The sequence below is a fragment of the Massilia litorea genome (genome assembly GCF_015101885.1).
Lineage (GTDB): Bacteria > Pseudomonadota > Gammaproteobacteria > Burkholderiales > Burkholderiaceae_D > Telluria > Telluria litorea.
In genome coordinates, this window is sequence record NZ_CP062941.1 from 3,832,422 (window position 1) to 3,846,377 (window position 13,956).

At 67.9% G+C, this 13,956-nt stretch carries 12 protein-coding genes; all 12 read right to left on the minus strand.

The annotated features are described in order from the left end of the window. Window positions 1–57: 57 nt before the first annotated feature. Window positions 58–1,095 (minus strand): aldo/keto reductase, encoded by a 1,038-nt coding sequence (locus LPB04_RS17275; protein ID WP_193689055.1) that lies wholly within the window; start codon window positions 1,093–1,095, stop codon window positions 58–60. Window positions 1,096–1,207: 112 nt separating this feature from the next. After that, window positions 1,208–1,714, minus strand: a complete 507-nt coding sequence (locus tag LPB04_RS17280) for an outer membrane beta-barrel protein (protein WP_193685741.1) — start codon at window positions 1,712–1,714, stop codon at window positions 1,208–1,210. 286 nt (window positions 1,715–2,000) lie between these two features. Further along, window positions 2,001–2,504 (minus strand): porin family protein, encoded by a 504-nt coding sequence (locus LPB04_RS17285; protein WP_193685742.1) that lies wholly within the window; start codon window positions 2,502–2,504, stop codon window positions 2,001–2,003. 209 nt (window positions 2,505–2,713) lie between these two features. Further along, window positions 2,714–3,421 carry a YjjG family noncanonical pyrimidine nucleotidase gene (locus LPB04_RS17290; protein ID WP_193685743.1) on the minus strand — a complete coding sequence of 236 codons (708 nt, stop codon included), beginning with the start codon at window positions 3,419–3,421 and terminating at the stop codon, window positions 2,714–2,716. A 107-nt stretch (window positions 3,422–3,528) separates the two neighbouring features. After that, window positions 3,529–4,926 carry a dihydrolipoyl dehydrogenase gene (lpdA, locus tag LPB04_RS17295; protein ID WP_193685744.1) on the minus strand — a complete coding sequence of 466 codons (1,398 nt, stop codon included), beginning with the start codon at window positions 4,924–4,926 and terminating at the stop codon, window positions 3,529–3,531. Between the two features lie 4 nt (window positions 4,927–4,930). After that, window positions 4,931–6,310 (minus strand): dihydrolipoamide acetyltransferase family protein, encoded by a 1,380-nt coding sequence (locus tag LPB04_RS17300; protein ID WP_193685745.1) that lies wholly within the window; start codon window positions 6,308–6,310, stop codon window positions 4,931–4,933. After that, window positions 6,311–7,327, minus strand: coding sequence for an alpha-ketoacid dehydrogenase subunit beta (locus tag LPB04_RS17305; RefSeq protein ID WP_227496452.1), 1,017 nt, complete (start codon window positions 7,325–7,327; stop codon window positions 6,311–6,313). A gap of 32 nt (window positions 7,328–7,359) precedes the next feature. Next, window positions 7,360–8,592 (minus strand): 3-methyl-2-oxobutanoate dehydrogenase (2-methylpropanoyl-transferring) subunit alpha, encoded by a 1,233-nt coding sequence (locus tag LPB04_RS17310; protein ID WP_193685747.1) that lies wholly within the window; start codon window positions 8,590–8,592, stop codon window positions 7,360–7,362. A 348-nt stretch (window positions 8,593–8,940) separates the two neighbouring features. Next, window positions 8,941–10,332 carry an efflux transporter outer membrane subunit gene (locus LPB04_RS17315; RefSeq protein ID WP_193685748.1) on the minus strand — a complete coding sequence of 464 codons (1,392 nt, stop codon included), beginning with the start codon at window positions 10,330–10,332 and terminating at the stop codon, window positions 8,941–8,943. Continuing rightward, window positions 10,329–11,558, minus strand: coding sequence for an HlyD family secretion protein (locus tag LPB04_RS17320; protein WP_193685749.1), 1,230 nt, complete (start codon window positions 11,556–11,558; stop codon window positions 10,329–10,331). Before LPB04_RS17320 ends, LPB04_RS17315 begins: the two co-directional genes overlap by 4 nt. An 11-nt stretch (window positions 11,559–11,569) precedes the next feature. Next, complete coding sequence (locus LPB04_RS17325; RefSeq protein ID WP_227496453.1) at window positions 11,570–13,213, minus strand: MFS transporter; 1,644 nt, start codon at window positions 13,211–13,213, stop codon at window positions 11,570–11,572. Beyond that, window positions 13,213–13,770: a TetR/AcrR family transcriptional regulator gene (locus LPB04_RS17330; protein WP_193685750.1), complete on the minus strand. Its 558-nt coding sequence runs from the start codon at window positions 13,768–13,770 to the stop codon at window positions 13,213–13,215. The genes LPB04_RS17325 and LPB04_RS17330 overlap by 1 nt, the downstream gene beginning before the upstream one ends. Window positions 13,771–13,956 lie beyond the last annotated feature (186 nt).

Sequence of the window (13,956 nt, forward strand, 5' to 3'; positions counted from 1 at the left end):
TGCCGGGCGGCCAGGCGCAGCGCCGCTTGCCTCTTCTGCCGGTGCCGATGCCGGGCGCTAGATCCCGGGTGCCGCGCCGGGCAGCGGCGCATCGGCCGGCAGCAGGCCTTCGCCGACGAGCGCCTCCCAGAATGCGCGCGGTATCGTCATCCCCATCAGGGCCGCGTTGCGGCGCAGGTGCTCGGGGCTGCTGGCGCCCGGAATGGTCGCCGCCACCACCGGGTGGGCGGCGCCGAACTGGAGGGCGGCCGCCGCCAGGTCGACCCCGTGGCGCGCCGCGACCTGGCGCAGGCGCTCGCGCCGGGCGTGCTTGTCCGGGCCGGCCGGCCTGTAGTCGTAATGCTCGCCGCCGGCGAGAAAGCCGGAATTGTAGGGCCCGCCCAGCACGACCGATGCGCCGCGCCCGGCGCACAGCGGAAACAGCTCGGCCAGGGGCGTCGTCTCCATCAGCGTATAGCGTCCGGCCAGCAGGAAAATATCGGGATCGGACGCCTGCAGCGCGCGCAGGCAGGGCTCGACCGTGTTCACGCCCATGCCCCAGCCCTCGATGAGGCCTTCCTCGCGCATCCGGACCAGGCCCTCGAAGGCGCCGCCCGGACCTGAGGCGATGGCAAACCAGTGTTCGAATTCGGCCCGGCTGAACTGGTCGGGCGAAAGGTCGTGCACATAGACGATGTCGATGTGGCCGAGCGCCAGACGCTGCAGGCTGTCCTCGACCGCCCGCCGGGCACCGTCGGCGCTGTAGTCGATCACGCGCCGGAACGGCAGCGCGGAAACGAAAGGGCTGGCGATCTCGCCCACGGGACCGGGCACCAGCAGGCGTCCGACCTTGGTCGACAGCGTGTAGTGGTCGCGCGGGCGGCACCGCAAAGCCTGGCCGAAACGGTGTTCGGACAGGCCGGCGCCGTAGTGCGGGGCGGTGTCGAAATAGCGGATGCCGGCTTCCCACGCGGCGTCGACGGTCGTGCGGGCGGCCTCGTCGCTCGTCGTATGGTACATGTCGCCCAGGCCGGTGCCGCCCAGGCCCAGGTGCGTGATCGGTCGATAGCGCTGGTTCACGTCGGCTCCCTTGTCGTCGCTGGTCAGGAAAGACATCATGCCCGCTGCGTCACGCCGGCCGCGCACGGTTGACGACAAAAAACCCGGGCAGCTTGCGCTGTCCCGGGCTCTTGTCGCCAGCGCCGGTACGAGCCGGCTGCCACGCGTATCAGAAGTGGAAGGCGACGCCGGCGGTGACCTTGGTCATCTCGCTGATCGGCTTCGACACTTCCAGGCGGCCGCTGATGGCTGGCGAGAAAGCGTAACCCAGGCCGACGCCGTAGACGACGCCGTCGTCCAGCTTTTCGGAAGCCGACACGCCCATGTACGAGCCCTTGACCTTGATCTCGTTGTAGCCGAGGCGGCCGAACAGGTTGAAGCCGCTCGACAGCGGCAGGGTGCCGATGACCGAGATGCTGGTCTGGTTGAACTTGACGTTGACGTTGTGGCCGTCGACATCGACGTCGCCATCGGCCAGGCGGTTGTAACCGGCTTCGATCGCCACGGTCTGGTTGAATTTGTAGCCGACGAAGCCGCCGAAGCCGCCTTCGCGACCTGCGCCATCCAGCTTGGTCGAGCTGGCTTCAGCGCCAACGTAGAATTGTGGGGCTTGCTGGGCGAATGCCGACGACGAAGCGATGACCAGGGTTGCTGCGGCTGCGATTTTCTTGAACATGTCTATGGACCTTTTATGCGATTGTTATTGATGCGGGAGAATATTTCCACACAGAACTATTATCGCATGCTTTACTCGAATTTACAATTCGACGAAGTAAAATCTGTGAAACTTTTGGTAGCGATATCGAAGGAAGTGCAATAATTCAAGGACTTGGATTCTCACGCTTTCTCACAGATGGTTAGATTCCGTCGTGCAATTGTTAACTGATAGGTCAGCCCTGCGGGCAAGAAGAAGCCCGGCTGCTTACGCAAGCCGGGCCGGACTGCGTGCCTTGGGGCGCGGCTCAGAACCTGAAAGCGACGCCGGCCAGGATCCTGGTCGCGTCGCTGGACGGCTTCTGCACCTCCAGGCGCGCGTGGATTACCGGAGTGAAGGCGTAGCCCAGGCCGACGCCGTACAGCACGTTATTGTCGTGTTCCCTGGCGCTGAAACCGGCGACGTCGGCGTCGGCCGTCAGGCGGTTGTAGCCGAGGCGGCCGTAGACGTCGAAGCCCGCACTCAGGGGCAGGCTGCCGATCACTGCCAGGTCGAGCTGGTCGAGCGTCACCTCGGCACGCAGCGGCCCGGTACGGTATTCGGTATCGGCCAGGCGGTGGTAGCCGCCTTCGACGGCGAAGCTTTCGTTGAACCTGTAGCCGAGGAAGGCGCCGTAGCCGCCGTCGCGGTCGTAGTTGTGGACCTTGGTCGACGAGACGTCGACGCCGGCGTACAGCGAGGGCGGTTCGGCGGCGAAGGCGCCAGATGCGGCGGCGAGAAGGGCGGTGGCGGCGGCAAATTTCTTGAGCATGGTGTGGGTCTCTTGTCTGGTCAATGAAAGAGGCCGAAAGCGGCGCTTCGGCCAGGCGCGGGTTTGTCGTACGCACCAAGGTGACGCACCAAGGTGACGCACCGAGGTGGCGCACTAAGGTGACGCACGATTGCCAGCCAGCGATTGTTGCGCGCGTCGGGGTGGGTAGGTATTGATCGATCCCAGACAGCGGCCGCGGGTGTGCGCGATTACAACGATTGGAGCGCGCGCAATGCAGGAATCACATCTTGCAGGCGCGTCGCTTCGCAGCTGGGGACCGCCTCCGAGTTGTTGGCCTGGCCGCCGGAATTGAACCAGCAGCTGTCGATGCCGAACCGGTTGGCGCCGAGGATGTCGGCGTCGAGGCGGTCGCCGACGATGACCGTCTCCTGGTGCGAGAAGGCGCGCGCCATGTTGACGGCATAGTTGAAGAAGCGGGCGTCCGGCTTGGCGTGGCCGCAGGCCTCGGAGGTGGCCACGAAGGAAAGGTGCGCATGCAGCCCCGAGGCGCGGATGCGCCGGTGCTGGATGTGCTCGACCCCGTTCGTGATGATGCCCACTTCGCCGATGCCGGCCAGCGTTTCGCACAGTTGCTGCGCGCCGTCGACCAGGACGACGGTGTTCGGCAGCGACTCGAGATACAGGTCGCTGGCCGCTTGCGGATCCAGGTCCAGGCCCGCGCCATACTCGGCGAAGGTTCGGCGGAACCGTTCCACCTTCAGGAAGTCCTTCGACACCGCGCCAAGCTCGAACGCCCTCCAAAGTGCCAGGTTGATGGCCTGGTAGCGAACGAACAGCCCGTCGGGAACCGCTTGCAGGCCCAATTCGCGCATGGTGCGTTCGAAAGAGAGCCGTTCCGAGGCCTTAAAGTCGAGCAAGGTGTCGTCGAGGTCGAACAGGAAGAGTCGGTGTTTCATCGGGGGAGCGTGGCCGTAAAACCCCATGATACAAGGCCCGGTGTGCACGCGCCGGATGCGAAGAAGGCCTGCCCGCGCAGGCCTTCCGGTTGCCACCCGGCCTGCGTTCAGATATGCAGCGCGTGCCCCAGCGCCCGCAGCGCCGCTTCCTGTACCGCTTCGCCCAGGGTCGGGTGCGCGTGGATGGTGCCGCCCACGTCTTCCAGGGTGGCCCCCAGCTCGATCGAGTGGCTGAAGGCCGTACTCAGTTCCGACACCCCGCGCCCGACCGCCTGCCAGCCGAGGATCAGGTGGTTGTCGCGCCGTGCCACGACGCGCACAAACCCGTCGGTCGACTCGATCGTCATCGCCCGGCCGTTCGCCGAGAAGGGGAAGTTGGCGCTGATCGCGTCGATCCCCGCGGCCTCCGCTTCGCCCGGCGCCATGCCGACCACGACCACTTCCGGATCGGTGAAGCAGACCGCCGGCATGGCGTTCGGCTGGAAGTGGCGGCGCTTGCCGGCGATGATCTCGGCCACCATTTCGCCTTGCGCCATTGCGCGGTGCGCGAGCATCGGCTCGCCCGCGAGGTCGCCGATCGCCCAGACATTGCGCATCGAGGTACGGCACTGGTCGTCGATTTTCACGGCGCGGCCGTTCATGTCGAGCTGCAGCGATTCGAGGCCCCAGCCGCCGGCGCGCGGACGGCGGCCGACGGCCACCAGCACGCGGTCGGCGGACAGGACGATTTCCTCGCCCATGGCCGTCTTGACCCGCACGCCGTCGCCGGCCGCGTTCAGGCCCAGCACCGAGGAACCCAGGCGCAAATCGATGCCCAGCTTTTTCAGACTGGCCGCGACCGGCTTGGTCAGCTCCGCGTCGTAGGCCGGCAGGATGCGCTCAAGCGCTTCGACGACGGTGACCTCCGCGCCCAGCTTGCGGTAGGCCGTGCCCAGCTCCAGGCCGATGTAGCCGGCGCCGACGACCACCAGCTGCTGCGGAATCGTTGCGGGCGAAAGCGCCTCGGTCGAGGAGACGACGTTCCCGCCAAAAGGCATGAAGGGCAGTTCGACCGGCTCCGAGCCGCTGGCCAGCAGCAGGTGTTCGCAGCGCACGCGCTGCAGTTCGCCGTCCGCCGTTTTCACCTCGACCGTCTTGCCGTCGAGGATGCGGGCGAAGCCGCGGATCACCTGCACGTCGTTCTTCTTCAGCAGCGCGCCGACGCCGCCGGTCAGGCGCTTGACGATGCCGTCCTTCCAGGCGACGGTGCGCGTGACATCGATCGAGGGCGCGGCGGCCGAGATACCGAGCGGCGAATCGCCGGCATAGTGGCCCGCCTTCTCGAATTCCTCGGCCGCGTGGATCAGGGCTTTCGAGGGGATGCAGCCGATGTTCAGGCAGGTGCCGCCCAGCTGGCCGGCGTCGACCAGGATGGTCGGGATGCCGAGCTGGCCGGCCTTGATGCCGGCGACATAGCCGCCGGGACCGCCGCCGATGATGAGCAGGGTCGTGACAAGTTGATTCATCTCCTTACTCCACGAACAGGGTTGCCGGGCACTCGAGGTAGCCGCGGATGGTCTGGATGAATTCCGCCGCCACCATGCCGTCGATCACCCGGTGGTCGAAGGAAGACGACAGGTTCATGGTCTTGCGCGCCACCATCGCGCCGTTCAGGATCACGGGTTTGTCGATGATGCGGTTCACGCCCACGATGGCCACCTCCGGACGGTTGATCACCGGCGTGGTGACGATGCCGCCCAGCGCACCGAGGCTGGTGATGGTGATGGTCGAACCGCTGAGTTCCTCGCGTAGCGCCTTGCCGCTGCGGGCGGCGTCGGCCAGGCGCGCCACTTCGGCGGCTGCCGACCATGGATCGCGCGCTTCGGCATTGCGCACCACGGGCACCATCAGGCCGGCGTCGGTCTGCGCGGCGATGCCGAGGTGGACGGCGTTATACGTGGTGAGGATGTTGGCGTCGTCGTCGAAGCGGGCGTTCACCGATGGGTACTTGCGGATCGCCAGCACCACGGCGCGCATGATCAGCGGCAGCAGGGTCAGTTTCGGGCGCTGGCCCGCATAGCGCGCGTTGAGCTGGACGCGCAGGGCTTCCAGTTCGGTGACGTCGATTTCCTCGACATAGGTGAAGTGCGGGATGCGGCGCTTCGCTTCGGCCATCTTCTCGGCGATCTTGCGGCGCATGCCGATCAGCGGCATCGCCTGTTCGCCTTCCAGCACGGCGTAGCGGCGGTCGCCTTCAGCGGCCTTGCGCTGGCCGCGCGCGACGTGGGCGTCGAGGTCGGCGTGGCTGATGCGGCCGGCCGGACCGGAGCCGGTCACGTACTGCAGCTCGATGCCCATGTCCCAGGCACGCTGGCGCACGGCGGGAGCGGCCAGCGGTTTTTCGCCGGCGGCGCGGCCGTGGTGGGCCGGCGCCTGCGATCCGCCCGCGCCTTGCGTGTAGGCCGGCGCCGTCGCCGGGCGCGCAGGTGCGGCCTGTGCCGGCGCTGCGTCTTCGGCGCTGGTCACGGTGGTGACGACGGTTTCCGGCTGCGCTACCGTGATCGGCGGGAACTCCTCGGCGGTGCCGGCGCTGGAGCCGGCCGGCGCCGCCTTGGCGGCAGGGGTCTGCTGGCGCGCCGCAGTCGTCTCACCGGAGTGATTGCCCGCGCCTTCGACCTCGAGCCGGATCAGTTCGGCGCCCACGGCCATCGCCTCGCCCAGCTTGCCGCCCAGGGAGGTCACGGTGCCGTGCACCGGCGACGGGATCTCGACGGTCGCCTTGTCGGTCATGACGTCGGCCAGCACCTGGTCTTCCTTGACCGTGTCGCCCGGCTTGACGTGCCAGGCCACGACCTCGACTTCGGCAATGCCTTCGCCCAGGTCGGGCATTTTAATGACGTGAATACCCATTTATTTCGCCTCCATCGCACGTTTGAACGCGGCGCCGACACGGTCGGGGCCGGGGAAGTACGCCCATTCCTGCGCGTGCGGATATGGGGTGTCCCATCCGGTAACGCGCTCGATCGGCGCTTCCAGGTGATAGAAGCAGTGTTCCTGCACGAGCGCCGTCAGTTCCGCGCCGAAGCCGCTGGTGCGGGTCGCTTCGTGCACGACGACGCAGCGGCCGGTCTTCTTGACCGATTCGACGATGGTGTCGAGGTCCAGCGGCCACAGGGTACGCAGGTCGATGATCTCGCAGTCGATGCCGGTCTCCATCGCCGCCGCTTCCGAGACCCAGACCATGGTGCCGTAGGTGATCACGGTGAGATCCGCGCCGGGACGGAAGATCGCCGCCTTGTCCAGCGGGACCGTGTAGTAGCCCTCGGGGACTTCGCCCATCGGGTGCTTGCCCCAGGAGACCACCGGACGGTCGTGGTGGCCGTCGAAGGGGCCGTTGTACAGGCGCTTGGGCTCGAGGAAGATGACCGGGTCGTCGTTCTCGATCGAGGCGATCAGCAGGCCTTTCGCATCGTAGGGATTCGAGGGCATCACGGTGCGCAGGCCGCAGACGTGGGTGAACATCGCTTCCGGGCTCTGGCTGTGGGTCTGGCCGCCGTAGATGCCGCCGCCGCAGGGCATGCGGATCGTCAGCGGGGCCGTGAAGTCGCCGGCCGAGCGGTAGCGCAGGCGCGCCGCTTCGGAGACGATCTGGTCGGAGGCCGGATAGAAGTAGTCGGCAAACTGGATCTCGATCACCGGGCGCAGGCCGTAGGCGCCCATGCCGACCGCGGTGCCGACGATGCCGCCTTCGGAAATCGGCGCGTCGAACACGCGCTGCTTCCCGTATTTGGCCTGCAGACCGTCGGTGGCGCGGAACACGCCGCCGAAATAGCCGACGTCCTGGCCATACACGACCACGTTGTCGTCGCGGCCCAGCATCACGTCCATGGCCGAGCGCAGGGCCTGGATCATGGTCATCTGCGTCATGACCGGATCTTTATCACTATCACGCACCATCATCACACCCCCAGTTGTTGACGTTGGCGGCGCAGGTGCTCGGGCATGTCCTTGTAGACATCCTCGAACATCGACGCCGCGCTCGGGACGCGGCCATCGGCCAGCGTGCCGTATTGTTCTGCTTCCTTCTGCGCGGCGATGACCTCGGCCTCGAGTTCGGCCTGGACCCGCTCGTGCTCTTCGTCGGACCAGGCGCCCAGCCTGGTGAGGTGCTGGCGCAGGCGGACGATCGGGTCGCCCAGCGGGAAGCGGCTCCAGTCGTCGGACGGGCGGTAGCGCGACGGATCGTCGGAAGTGGAATGGGGGCCCGCGCGGTAGGTCACCCATTCGATCAGGGTCGGCCCGAGGTTGCGGCGGGCGCGCTGGGCGGCCCAGCAGGACGCGGCATACACGGCGAGGAAATCGTTGCCGTCCACGCGCAGGGACGCGATGCCCGAGCCGACGCCGCGTGCGGCGAAGGTCACGCTCTCGCCGCCGGCAATCGCCTGGAAGGTCGAGATCGCCCACTGGTTGTTGACGACGTTGATGATGCACGGCGCCCGGTAGACGTGGGCGAAGGTGAGGGCGGTATTGAAGTCGGATTCGGCGGTGGCGCCGTCGCCGATCCAGGCCGAGGCGATTTTCGTGTCGCCCTTGATCGCCGAGGCCATGGCCCAGCCGACCGCCTGCGGCACCTGGGTGGCCAGGTTGCCGGAGATCGAGAAGAAGCCCTTGTCCTTGACCGAGTACATGACCGGCAGCTGGCGGCCCTTCATCGGGTCGCGCTCGTTCGAGAGCAGCTGGCAGATCATGTCGACCATCGGATATTCGCGCGCCATCAGGAGGCTTTGCTGGCGGTAGGTCGGGAAGCACATGTCGCCGTCCTTCAGGGCCAGCGCGTGCGCGGTGCCGATGGCTTCCTCGCCGAGCGAGGTCATGTAGAAGGACATCTTCTTCTGGCGCTGGCCGATGACCATGCGCGCGTCGAAGATGCGGGTCTTCATCATCGTGCGCAGGCCGAAGCGCAGCTGTTCGGTGTCGATCTGCGGCGCCCACGGGCCGACGGCATTGCCTTCGTCGTCGAGCACGCGGATCAGGACGGTCACGAGGTCGGCGGTGTCGCCGAACTGGACGTCCACCTCGGGCCGGCGGACGGCGCCGGCGGGACTCATTTGTAAGTACGAAAAATCGGTCTTGCAACCCGGGCGGCCGGTTGGCTCCGGGACATGCAGCGACAGAGGGTTACCCTGGCTCATAATGCGCGTTTCCTTTGTGAGGTGATGTGCGGCAAGCTGAGATCATAAATCGTGCGATGGCGCGCACGGTCATTGCAGAGAAGTATTTTCGTGGTGCTTTGCAGCATAGATCGCGGGTGTCGGAAGTGTTTCGACAGCGCACATGTCACGTATCACCGCGTGGGCACAAGTGCCCACCCTACGGTACGCAACGACCGTAGGGTGGGCTCTCGAGCCCACGCGGTGAAACGCGTCCTCGGAAAACTCGCGACCGCGCCGCCACCCACACGTGGCAAAACCTAGCATGTGGCCGACCGCCGAAGCCTGAACCAGACCAAACCAACCTGATGTTGGATTGCTCCAAGACACCTACCACGCCATCCATCCACCGCCCAGCGCCCGGTACAGCCCGATCAGGTTCTCGACCTGTGTGCGCCGCAACGTAACCAGGCTCAGCTCGACCTGGTACAAATTGCGCTGCGCATCCAATTCCTCGAGATAGGAGGCGTAGCCTGCCTGGTAGCGGTCGTGCGCGTAGCCGAGCGAACGGGTCAGGATATCGCGCCGCTGCGTCGCATGGTCGACCTGCTCGGCCAGGCGCGGCACCCCGGCCAGCGCATTTTCGACCTCCGAGAACGCCGTCAGGACGCTGCGCCGGTAGGCAAACGCGGCCTGGTCGCGCTGGGAGGCGGCGGCCTCGTACTGGGCGCTCAGGCGCCCGCCCGTGAACAGGGGCGCGAGCACGCTGCCGCCCAGGCTCCAGACGGTCACCGGATCGTAGTCGAGGGCGTTCACGAACAGGCTCCCGAGCTGGGCGCTCAGTGAGACTTGCGGCAGGAAGGCCTGGCGCCGCAGCGCGAGGTTGACGTCGCTGGCGGCCAGCAGCAGTTCGCGCTGGGCGATGTCGGGCCGGCGCGCCAGCAGCTGCGAGGGCAGCACGGCGGGCACCGGCGGCAGGCGCAGGGCCGCGAAGCCGCCTCTCCCATCGGTACTGCGCTCGACGTCTCCGGGCAGTTCGCCCGCCAGCAGGCGCAGCGCGTTTTCCTGGCGCCGTACCGCCAGTTCCAGCTCCGGGATCGCGCCCAGCACCGACTGGTATTCGGACTGGGCCTGGGTCAGCTGCAGCTGCGAGATGTAGCCGACCCGGGCCTGGTCCTGGGCCAGGCGCAGCGCCTCGTTGCGCGAGGCGACCGTCTCGCGCGTAATGCTCAGCTGTGCATCGAGAGCAAGCAGGGCGACATAGTTCTGGACCGTGCCTGCCGCCACCGCCAGCGCGGCCGCATCGCGTTCGGCCTGCGTCGCCCGGTATTGCAGGCCGGCCGCGCGGACCTGGTTGCGGATGCGGCCGAACAGGTCGGGTTCCCAGCTGGCCTGCAAAGTCGGCTGGATCGAGCGGCTGGTGCTGATGCCGGTTGCCGTCAGCGCGCGGCCCGCCTGCACGCCGAGCGCGCCGTTCAGGGCCGGCAGGCGCGCGGCTTCCGCGAGTTCGGCCTGGGCGCGGGCTTCGTCGACGCGCGCCACCGCGATCAGCACGTCGCTGTTGCGCGCCAGCGCCGCCTCGACCAGGCGAGAGAGGGCCGGATCGCCGAAGCTGCTCCACCAGCCCGGGTCGACGGCGGCGCTGCCGGCAAGCTGTTCGCGCCAGTTCTCGGGCGCCGTCACGCGGGCGGCGTCCGGCATCGCGCGATAAGTTGGCAGGCAGCCGGCAAGAGTGCCCGCACCGAGCAAGGCCAGCGCCGTGTTGAAGCTGCGCCGCCTCATCGGGCGTTCCCGGCTGCGCGCGCGTTATCGGCCTCGCGCGGCGCCGCGCCGGTATCGACTTCGGCCGTCACCGACATGCCGGGACGCAGGCGCTTTGCCAGCGGCTGGTCCGGGTCGATCGCGATCCGGACCGGCAGGCGCTGCACCACCTTCGTGAAATTGCCGGACGCGTTATCCGGACGCAGCACCGAGAATTCCGAACCCGTGGCCGGCGCGATCTGCTCGACGTGGCCGGTGAGTACCTCGCCCTCGAAGGCATCGACCTTGAAGCTGGCCTGCTGGCCGACCCGCATGCGCCAGGTCTGGCCTTCCTTGAAGTTGGCCACCACCCACAGGGTATCGGGCACGAGGAACAGCAACTGCGAGCCGGCCGTCACGTACTGGCCGCGGCGCACCGTCGCCTCGCTCACCTGGCCGGCGCGCGGCGCGACGATCACGGTGTTGGCCAGGTCGATCTTGGCCAGCTCGAGCTGGGCCTGCGCCATGCTGACCTGGGCTTCCAGGCCGCCGCGCGAGACCGTCGTCCCTTTCACGCGCTGCTGCGCGATCTCGATCTCGGCCTGCGCCTTGAGCACATTCGCCGCCGCCAGACGGGCCGAGGTGCGCACCCGATCGCGCTCGCTGAGCGAGACCGAGCCGCGTTCTGCCAGTTCGTCGACCCTGGCCTGCTCGGCGCGCGCGCGGGCCTGCTCGGCCTGGGCCGCCACCAGGTTGGCGCGCGCCGAGCCGACGGTGGCGGTGTTCTGGGCCTGCGTCTGTTCGGCGTTGTTCAGGGCGGCCGTCGCATTCGCGACCTGGCCCTCGGCCGCGCGCACCCGTTCGCGGTAGATGCGGTCGTCGATGCGCAGCAGTTCCTGGCCACCCTTGACGTACTGGTAGTCCTTGACCAGCACCTCGGTCACATAGCCGTTGACCTGCGGCGCCAGCACGGTGATGGCGCCGCGCACATAGGCGTTGTCGGTGCTGACGCGGGTACTGTTGAAGGGGCCCAGGTGCCAGGCCCACATGATCAGGCCGATGCCGACCGCCGCGACCACCGCCATGATGCCGATCGAGGCCGGGGTGGCCTTGATTTTTTTCGGCGGCGCCGCGGTGTCGGCGGCGCCTGCGGCCGCGGCGGTCCCTGGCGCGGCGACGCGCGCGCTGTCGTCGGCGTCGGTGGGGACCGGCGGGTTGGCCTTGGCGGCTTCGATTTCGTCGCGGGTGGGAGGTGTCGGACTATTCATGTATACCAGGTTCAGGAGGGGTTGTTGGCAAGGGCGGCACGGCGCTCGCGGATGGCCACGCGCACCGCCACGTACAGGGACCAGAACAGGAACAGCAGGGCCAGCACGCCGCTCAGTGCGAAGACATCGTTGTAGGCCCTGACGTTCGCCTCGCGGCGCGTGATCTGGGCCAGCAGGGCGGCGCCTTGCGCGGCGCGCAGGACCGGGTCGGCGATCGTGCCGCGGTAGATCCCGCCCTGCAGCTGCAGGCGCTGGGCGACCTGGGGATCGGCGGGATTGAGTTGCGCCGTGAGGTCGCTCGAATACACCTGCTCGCGGTGCAGCTGGTAGGTGCTGAGCAGCGCGGAGCCGGTGAGGCCGCCAAGCGTCTGCGTCATCGACAGCACGACGGTGAAGGTGATCACGTAGTTCGGCCCGAACTTCAGGGCCTGGGTGATCCCGAGCAGGACCAGCGGCCCGAGGAACATGCCGCTGCCCACGGCCACCAGGAACTGGCTGAAGAAGAAGTCCTGCGGCCGGTCCAGGCTGGTGCGCCCGTAGTCGAGGGCCGCCGCCGTGCCGAACAGGACGATGGCGACGATGATCTGCGGGATCAGGGTCTTGGGGCTGAAGGTGAGCGAGCTGGCGGCGATGCCGCAGATGGTGCCGATCAAAATCACGCCGAACAGCGGCTGCATCTGGTCCGGCCCCATGCCCAGCACGCGCAGCAGGCCGACCGCGCCCACGGTCTGCTCGGTGGTGAGAAAGCGGATCAGGAAGGCGCCGACGATGAAGCGCAGGATGCTGGGCGTGACCAGCCAGCGCGTCTGGATCAGCGGGTTCGCGCGATGATGCTCGATGTAGAAGGCGGCGCTGATCAGGACCAGTGCGCCCATCAGGAGCCAGGCCAGCCAGGGCTCGTCGAACCACCACTGCGAATAGCCCTGTGCCAGTACCGCCACCAGCATGGCGGCGCCGGGCGCCATCAGGGCGAAGGTGAGGAAGTCGAGCTTTTCGAAGACCTTGATGTGCATGCCCGGCGGGAGCTTCAGCACCACCACGGCCGCCCACGAACACAGGGCCAGGCCGGCCTCGAACAGATACAGGTTGTGCCACTGGCCGAACACCAGCAGGGTCGGCGAGAGCAGCCAGGCGAGGGGCGTCGCCAGTTGCGGGATGCCGACCCCGATCACGACCATCTTGCCGGTGTAGGCGCGCGGCGCGGCCTGCAGCATATAGAGCATCGAGAGCGTGGTGGCCGCGGCGCCGGCGAAACCGCTGACGGCGCGCACCGCGACGGCCATCGTGAAGCCGCCGACCATCAGGTGCAGGCAGGTGACGGCCGCGTACATCGCCAGGCCGATCTCCGCGAACAGGCGCAGGCCGTATTGCTGGCGGAACTTGAAGACCAGCAGGTTCACGGTCACGTTGACCATCGCGTAGGCGGCCGGGAGCCAGGTGGCCTCGGAAGGCGTCAGGCCGAGCTGGCCTCCTATCGTCGGCAGGTTGGCCGAGACCAGGGCGTTCCCCAGCCCGCCGGTAATGCCGACCAGCAGGGCGACCAGCGCATAGGCCAGCCGCACCATCGGCGTATGGTAGGGCATCGAGGCGGAGCCGGGCAGGGTCGGCTTTTCGTGTTCCTCCCAGTTGGGCGTCGGTCTGAGCAGCTGCGCCATCAGCGTCCTCGCGGGGCCGGCGCGGGGGGCGACAGCGCGCCGCCCGTCAATTCGAGCGCGCGCCGCACCAGGCTGCGGCGCCTGGCCAGGGTACCTCCGCGCAGCGCCGCGCCCAGCATGCCGCAGAGCAGAACCAGGTCGGCCGGGCGCAGGTCGGGGCGGCAGGCCTTGCTCTTCAGGGCCGCGGCCAGCGGCGAGCGGAACAGCCGCGCCAGGCGCTCGCGCGCGGCTTTCGCGGCCGGGTGGCCGGGTTCCAGCGCGCGCCAGTAGTCGGCGATGGCAGGTGCTGCGACCAGATTCATTCCCACCTGCTCGACCAGGGCGAACAGGTCGTGGCCGCGCGCTTCGGCTTCCAGGCCGCTCATGGCGCGTTCGAACAGGGCCTCGACGAGGGCCGCGCGGTCGGGGAAGTTGCGGTACAGGGTCGCGCGCCCGACGCCGGCGCGCGTGACGACCAGGTCGAGCGGCGCCGTGATGCCACGCTCGGAGAAGACCGCGTCGGCGGCATCGAGGATCTGGTCGCGCCGCAGCGCGGCGTCGGAGCGCAGTAGGGTCATGGTTGTGGACACCCTTGTCCGGTTGGAGGTTGTCGGATTGTTACCAGAATACTGCGATGCGCCGCGGGCGAGCGCACGGGTGGCGGCGGCGGGTGCACGGAGACGTGCGTACCGCGTGGGTGTGAATGCCCACCCTGCGTAGAGTGGCTTCCCGTAGGGTGGGCATTCATGCCCACGCGGATCTAA

Excerpts from the sequence above, each read along its gene's own strand:
- LPB04_RS17275 (WP_193689055.1), bottom strand. The coding sequence starts at position 1,095 with ATGTCTTTCCTGACCAGCGACGACAAGGGAGCCGACGTGAACCAGCGC.
- LPB04_RS17280 (WP_193685741.1), bottom strand. The coding sequence starts at position 1,714 with ATGTTCAAGAAAATCGCAGCCGCAGCAACCCTGGTCATCGCTTCGTCG.
- LPB04_RS17285 (WP_193685742.1), bottom strand. The coding sequence starts at position 2,504 with ATGCTCAAGAAATTTGCCGCCGCCACCGCCCTTCTCGCCGCCGCATCT.
- LPB04_RS17290 (WP_193685743.1), bottom strand. The coding sequence starts at position 3,421 with ATGAAACACCGACTCTTCCTGTTCGACCTCGACGACACCTTGCTCGAC.
- lpdA (WP_193685744.1), bottom strand. The coding sequence starts at position 4,926 with ATGAATCAACTTGTCACGACCCTGCTCATCATCGGCGGCGGTCCCGGC.
- LPB04_RS17300 (WP_193685745.1), bottom strand. The coding sequence starts at position 6,310 with ATGGGTATTCACGTCATTAAAATGCCCGACCTGGGCGAAGGCATTGCC.
- LPB04_RS17305 (WP_227496452.1), bottom strand. The coding sequence starts at position 7,327 with ATGACGCAGATGACCATGATCCAGGCCCTGCGCTCGGCCATGGACGTG.
- LPB04_RS17310 (WP_193685747.1), bottom strand. The coding sequence starts at position 8,592 with ATGAGCCAGGGTAACCCTCTGTCGCTGCATGTCCCGGAGCCAACCGGC.
- LPB04_RS17315 (WP_193685748.1), bottom strand. The coding sequence starts at position 10,332 with ATGAGGCGGCGCAGCTTCAACACGGCGCTGGCCTTGCTCGGTGCGGGC.
- LPB04_RS17320 (WP_193685749.1), bottom strand. The coding sequence starts at position 11,558 with ATGAATAGTCCGACACCTCCCACCCGCGACGAAATCGAAGCCGCCAAG.
- LPB04_RS17325 (WP_227496453.1), bottom strand. The coding sequence starts at position 13,213 with ATGGCGCAGCTGCTCAGACCGACGCCCAACTGGGAGGAACACGAAAAG.
- LPB04_RS17330 (WP_193685750.1), bottom strand. The coding sequence starts at position 13,770 with ATGACCCTACTGCGCTCCGACGCCGCGCTGCGGCGCGACCAGATCCTC.